General features: G+C 41.2%; 5 protein-coding genes. All 5 read left to right on the forward strand.

What is annotated here, in order from left to right; all coding sequences use genetic code 11:
- Positions 1–19: 19 nt before the first annotated feature.
- The 5 genes from lptD to ilvD all read left to right on the forward strand — a co-directional run bounded on the left by lptD (position 20) and on the right by ilvD (position 6,872).
- Entirely contained in the window at positions 20–2,350 is a 2,331-nt protein-coding gene (gene lptD, locus EV693_RS09330) for an LPS assembly protein LptD (protein WP_132502097.1), read from the forward strand.
- Positions 2,351–2,372: 22 nt separating this feature from the next.
- On the forward strand, positions 2,373–2,912 hold the full coding sequence (hpt, locus tag EV693_RS09335; RefSeq protein ID WP_132502098.1) for a hypoxanthine phosphoribosyltransferase: 540 nt from the start codon (positions 2,373–2,375) through the stop codon (positions 2,910–2,912).
- 75 nt (positions 2,913–2,987) lie between these two features.
- A complete protein-coding gene (gene dapB, locus EV693_RS09340) occupies positions 2,988–3,797 on the forward strand; it encodes a 4-hydroxy-tetrahydrodipicolinate reductase (RefSeq protein WP_132502099.1) in 810 nt (269 codons plus the stop codon).
- 28 nt (positions 3,798–3,825) lie between these two features.
- The gene (locus EV693_RS09345) at positions 3,826–4,965 is read left to right on the forward strand and encodes a methionine biosynthesis PLP-dependent protein (protein ID WP_132502100.1); all 1,140 of its coding nucleotides are present in this window, start codon (positions 3,826–3,828) and stop codon (positions 4,963–4,965) included.
- A 71-nt stretch (positions 4,966–5,036) separates the two neighbouring features.
- Complete coding sequence (ilvD, locus tag EV693_RS09350) at positions 5,037–6,872, forward strand: dihydroxy-acid dehydratase (RefSeq protein WP_132502101.1); 1,836 nt, start codon at positions 5,037–5,039, stop codon at positions 6,870–6,872.
- Positions 6,873–7,127 lie beyond the last annotated feature (255 nt).

Here is a 7,127-nt window from a genome sequence, read left to right on the forward strand (position 1 = left end):
TAAAAGAGAAGGGATAATTATGAGATTGCATCATTATAGTTTGCTGACTTTTACGATCATCACCGCCAGCTATAGCCAATTGGCAATCGCAGATTTAAAACATCAGTGTCTATTAGGCGTGCCGCAATTTACAGGCGAAGTGATTCAAGGCGATCAAACTAATTTGCCTATTTATATTGAGGCTGATCGTGCGATTATCCACCAACTTAATAAAGCGACTTACATTGGTGATGTCGATATTCAACAAGGTAATCGCTTATTGAATGCAGAGGAAGTGAATGTTGAGCAAAACGGTGAGCATTCACGCAATGCTTATCTGCGAGGTGCATTTTCTTATCAAGATGCCTTAATTCACGCAACAGGACGTGATGCTCGTGTCAATCTCACCCATTTAGAGAGCGAACTGGCACAAGTTGATTACCAGCTCGTTGGGCGGCAAGGGCGAGGAAAGGCAGATAATGTTGTGGTTAATCAGACTCGCCGCCGAATGAAAAATGCGACTTTTACAGCCTGTTTACCTGATGACAACGCTTGGGCAATTGACGCAAGTGAAATGGTGCAACACATTGAGGAAGAATACGCTGAAATGTGGCACGCACGCTTTAAAGTGATGGGCGTACCGATTTTCTATTCGCCCTATTTACAATTTCCGATTGGAGACCGTCGCCGTTCAGGATTATTAATTCCGAATATTTCACACTCAAGCCGAGACGGTTATATCTATTCGCAGCCCTTTTATTGGAATATTGCCTCTAACGCAGATATGACCATTACACCAACCTATTTTTCACGCAGAGGCTGGCAAATTAGTCCAGAATATCGCTACCTAATGCCAATTGGTGAAGGAAAAATAGCTGCTGAATATCTGCATGATGATGAATTGCCAAGTTGGAGAAATAAAGATCGCTCTCGTCATCTTTTATTTTGGCAGCACAACGCCAATTTTTTAACCAATTGGCGTTTTACGGCAGATTATACTCGTGTCAGCGACAGACACTATTTTTCCGACTTTAATTCCCAATATGGTCATAACACTGATGGCTATGCCAGTCAGCATTTTAAATTGGGTTATTATCAGCCTCGCTATAATATCTCAATCACAGCAAAGAAATTTCAAACGTTTGATGAATCAGGAAGCAAACCTTACCGTGTTTTCCCTCAAATAGATTTTAATTTCTACCAGCGTAATGTGCTTAATCGTACAAATTTTTCATTGTTTGCTCAAATTGCTCGCTTTGAAAATAACAGCCACGAAATGCCTCGAGCTTGGCGCTTTCATTTAGAACCTGCATTGGATATACCTTTTGTGAGTCGTTTGGGGAGTGTCAATGTTGAAACAAAACTTTATGCAACCCAGTATGCTCAGCAAGCAGGACAGCAAGCGGTCGAAAAAATCAAAAAAAATGTTACTCGAGTATTGCCACAACTAAAAGTTGATTTAAGCACAACACTTGTGGCAACCAAACCGTTATTTAATACCTTCAATCAAACGCTAGAACCAAGATTACAATATCTTTACCGACCTTATGTCGATCAAAAAGTGATTGGTCCAAGCAGTCGGTATAATTTGGGGTTAGGTTATGATTCAGCATTATTACAACAGGATTACTTCTCGCTGTTTGAAGACAGACGCTATAGCGGTCTAGATCGTATTGCCTCAGCAAACCAAATTACGCTAGGCGGTACTACACGTTTGTTTAATTCAAAAACAGGTGCAGAAATTTTCAATTTAAGTGCAGGACAAATCTACCATTTAAACCCATCTAGAGTGGATAGCTTAGCTGGAAACAGTACCGCTAAACGCTCCTCCTCTTGGGCGATTGAATCCAATTGGAAATTACATCAACATTGGAATTGGCATAGTACTTATCAATATGACACTCGCTTAAATGAAACCGCCTTAGCCAATATGTCGTTGCAGTTTAAACTTAATATGGATAAAGTTATTCAGCTTAATTATCGTTATGCAAGTAAAAATTATATCGATCAAAACTTAAGTCATAATCGCTATGGGCAAGATATTAAGCAAGTTGGAATGACGGCAGGTTGGGAACTGACTGATAATGTATCATTAATGGTAGGATATTACCAAGATATCGCATTAAAAAAGCCTGTGGAGAGTCAGTTCGGCATTACTTATAACAGCTGTTGCTGGAATGTCTCGCTGTACACAGCTCGCTCTTTGGCTTCCACACCACAAGGCAAACACGATACCATCAATGATATCTATTACAACAACCACTTTGGTATTAATTTTGAACTTCGTTTTGGAACGCATTACAACAATGGTGTTTCTCGAATGCTCAAACGTGGCATTATTCCGTATACAGAGGCTTTTAATATTAATTAACCTAATCAGATAAGAGATTTATATGAAAAAACATCATATTGAAATATTAATTCCTCGCCAAGAGGTACAACAACGTATTGGTGAATTAGCCAAAGAAATTTGCCATTTTTATCGACATAATCGCAGCCCAAAGCTCGTAGTGATCGGTTTATTACGAGGTTCTTTTATGTTTATGGCAGACTTAGTTCGCCAGCTTGACCTGCCGATAGAAATCGATTTTTTAACCGCCTCTAGCTATGGTTCAAACACAGAGTCCAGCCGAGACGTTAAAATTTTAAAGGATCTTGACGGTGAAATTTATGGAAAAGATGTGTTAATTGTTGAAGACATCATTGATACAGGCTTTACCTTAAATAAGGTGCGTGAGATTTTGAATTTACGAGAGCCTCGTTCCATCTCAATTTGCACATTATTAGATAAACCTTCACGCCGTGAAGTGGAAGTGCCTGTGGAATGGGTTGGCTTTGCCATTCCTGACGAATTTGTGGTGGGATATGGAATTGATTATGCCCAACACTACCGCCATCTGGATTACATTGCGAAAGTTGTCCTAGAAGAATGATCTGCAAGCGGTGAGTTTAGCCAAAAATTTTACAAAATGGCTGATATGTGATGGCAAAAACTTAAAGAGGAAAATATGAATTTAAAAGTGGGTATTGTAGGGGCTGGTGGACGAATGGGGCGTAACCTCATTTTGGCAGTACAGAATACACAAGGTGTAGAATTGGGTGCTGCATTTGAGCGTAAAGGATCAAGCCTTGTTGGGGCAGATGCTGGGGAAATGGCAGGTATTGGTTTAATTGGCGTTCAGATTAATGATGAATTAAGCCAAAATCCAAATTTTGATGTATTAATTGATTTTACTCGTCCAGACGGCACGCTAGAACATCTCAAATTTTGCCTTGAAAACAACAAAAAAATGGTGATTGGCACAACAGGGTTTGATGAAGCAGGCAAACTCTCAATCAAAGCAGCGTCCACCCAAATTGCCATCGTCTTTGCTTCCAATTACAGCGTAGGCGTAAACCTTGTTTTTAAACTGCTCGAAAAAGCAGCAAAGGTTATGGGCGATTATTGTGATATTGAGGTGATCGAAGCTCATCATCGCCACAAAGTTGATGCGCCTTCTGGTACGGCACTATCTATGGGTGAGCATATTGCGAAAACGCTTGGACGTGATTTAAAAACGCATGGTGTTTTTACTCGTGATGGCATTACTGGCGAGCGTAAGGCTGATGAAATTGGTTTTGCCACTATTCGTGCAGGTGATGTAGTTGGGGAACATAGTGTCTGGTTTGCTGATGAAGGGGAACGAGTAGAAATCACTCATAAAGCCTCAAGCCGTATGACGTTCGCCAATGGTGCTGTCCGTGCAACAAAATGGCTTGTCAGCAAACAACACGGTTTATTTGATATGACCGATGTTTTAGATTTGAATAGTCTATAAAATTTTCCCAATTGAAAGGTATAACAAAATGACTAAATACAACAATATTGAGACAACATTAGTCCAAATGGGAAATCGTACGGATCCCCGCACAGGAGCGGTGGCAACGCCCATCATTTTATCTACCGCTTATGGGCGAGATGGATTAGGCGAATCAACAGGCTGGGATTATACTCGAACAAAAAATCCAACTCGTGCCGTGCTTGAACAAGGCATTGCCGATTTAGAAGGTGGGGACGCAGGTTTTGCGATGGCATCAGGAATGGCCGCAATTCAGTTAGTGATGTCGCTTTTTAAAGCCCCTGATGAATGGATTATTTCTCGTGATGTCTATGGCGGATCGTACCGCTTGTTTGATTTTAGCCATAAAAACCACAATACGGTAAAACCTGTTTATGTCAATACAGCAGACTTAGAGGCAATCGAAACGGCGATTACGCCGAATACAAAAGCCATTTTTATCGAAACTCCCTCAAACCCATTGATGGAAGAATGTGATGTTGCAGCAATCTCAAAAATTGCGAAAAAACACCACTTAATGTTAATTGTAGATAACACATTCTTAACCCCTGTTTTATTCCGTCCCATTGAACAAGGTGCTGATATTGTGATTCATAGTGCAACAAAATACCTTTCTGGACATAATGACGTATTGGCAGGCTTAATTGTGGCGAAAGATTCTGAAGCAACTCAAAATGAAGCAGGACAAAAGCTCTCTGAACGCCTATTCTATTTCCAAAATTGTGCAGGAGCGGTACTCTCGCCATTTGATTCTTACCTTGCAGTACGAGGATTGAAAACACTGGCATTACGAATGCAACGCCACCAAGCAAATGCAACAGAACTCGCCAAATTCTTAAATGAACAACCAGAGATCGAGAGTGTGTTATATTCGGGTAAAAGTGGAATGTTATCCTTCCGCTTGCAGAAAGAAGAATGGGTGCCAATATTTTTAAAAGCCATTAAATTGATTACTTTTGCCGAAAGTTTAGGTGGTACAGAAAGTTTCATTACTTATCCTTCAACTCAAACCCATATGGATATTCCAGAAGTGGAACGAATTGCTCGAGGCATTACGAACAATTTATTGCGTTTTTCAGTCGGTATTGAACACATTGACGATCTTAAAGCAGATTTACTTCAAGCATTTGCCAAACTGCCTCACTAATTAAAAATAGTCATCAATTAAAAGGCTCACTGATACAAGATAATTAAACAATATAAATATTTGGAGATTTTATGCCTAAATTACGCTCAGCGACATCGACACAAGGTCGCAATATGGCAGGTGCAAGAGCCTTGTGGCGAGCAACTGGAATGAAAGAAAATGACTTTGGTAAACCGATTATTGCAGTAGTCAATTCCTTTACACAATTTGTACCTGGACACGTCCATCTAAAAGATATGGGACAGCTAGTCGCAGCAGAAATTGAAAAAGCAGGTGGAGTGGCAAAAGAGTTTAACACCATTGCTGTTGATGATGGTATTGCAATGGGACATGGCGGTATGCTCTACTCATTACCAAGCCGTGATTTAATTGCTGATAGTGTCGAATATATGGTCAATGCACACTGTGCTGATGCAATGGTTTGCATCTCCAACTGCGACAAAATCACCCCAGGTATGTTAATGGCAGCGTTGCGTTTAAATATCCCAACCATTTTCGTATCAGGCGGTCCAATGGAAGCAGGAAAAACGAAACTGTCTGATCAAATTATCAAGCTAGACTTAGTTGATGCAATGGTACAAAGTGCGGATAAAAATGTATCTGACCAAGATGTTGATGCCATTGAGCGTTCTGCCTGCCCAACTTGTGGCTCTTGCTCAGGTATGTTCACTGCCAATTCAATGAACTGTTTAACCGAAGCACTTGGGCTTAGCTTGCCAGGTAACGGATCAATGCTCGCCACGCACGCTGATCGCAAGCAGCTATTTTTACAAGCGGGATCGCAAATTGTAACACTTTGTAAACGCTATTATGAGCAAGATGATGCTTCTGTTTTACCACGGGCTATTGCCACAAAAGACGCATTTGATAACGCAATGAGCTTGGATATTGCAATGGGCGGCTCAACTAATACTGTATTACACTTACTCGCCGCCGCTCAAGAAGCAGAAGTCGATTTCACAATGGCGGATATTGACCGCTTATCTCGCAATGTTCCGTGCTTATCTAAAGTTGCCCCTAATACAAGTAAATACCATATGGAAGACGTACACCGAGCAGGCGGTATTATGGCGATTTTAGGTGAACTTGATCGGGCAGGATTATTGAAAAATCAAACTCGTACGATTTTAGGAATAAGCCTTGCGGAACAAATTGCAAAATTTGATATAAAACTGACCGCTGATAAGGCTGTGCATCAATTCTTCCGAGCAGGTCCAGCAGGTATTCGCACAACGCAAGCCTTTTCTCAAGATTGCCGCTGGGATAGTGTTGATGATGACCGCCAAAATGGCTGTATCCGCTCGAAAGAATTTGCCTACAGCCAAGATGGTGGCTTGGCAATGTTATCAGGCAATATCGCCCTTGATGGCTGTATTGTAAAAACCGCAGGTGTAGATGAAAGTATTCTAAAATTTACAGGCAAAGCCATTGTTTTTGAAAGCCAAGATGATGCTGTGGCAGGGATTTTAGGCGGAAAAGTCCAAGCAGGACACGTTGTCGTAATCCGCTACGAGGGACCAAAAGGCGGACCTGGTATGCAAGAAATGCTCTATCCAACTAGTTATCTAAAATCAATGGGTTTGGGCAAAGCCTGTGCTTTATTAACGGACGGACGTTTTTCAGGCGGTACATCGGGGCTGTCAATCGGACACGTTTCACCAGAAGCTGCCGCTGGCGGATTGATTGGTGTAGTGAAAGATGGCGATACTATTGAGATTGATATTCCAAATCGCACTATTGAACTACTGGTACCTGAGTCCGAGCTTGCACAACGCCGTTCTGAACAAGATATGAGAGGCTGGAAACCTATTAATCGCCAGCGAGAAGTTTCCTTTGCGTTAAAAGTATTCGGACACTTCGCTACCTCTGCAGATAAGGGAGCGGTAAGAGATAAATCAATGCTGTAAACGGTGAACACCTTCTACTTCTACAATCGAGACTAAAGCCTTTTGTCAATGAGCTGCCCCCAAAAGTTAGACTGAATATGTAACTGAGTAAGGTGCAGATTTTTTTGACTAAATACCTCAACATTTCAATCAAGAGGTGGTCGATTTTACTTCGCCCACCACGAAAACCGATGACCGCCCAACGCCTAAAATACGCCAAAATTAAAAGGATTGAGTTGCAATACCGTACTCAATCCTTCAAATAGCTGTCTAACT

The organism is Nicoletella semolina (assembly GCF_004345745.1).
Lineage (GTDB): Bacteria > Pseudomonadota > Gammaproteobacteria > Enterobacterales > Pasteurellaceae > Nicoletella > Nicoletella semolina.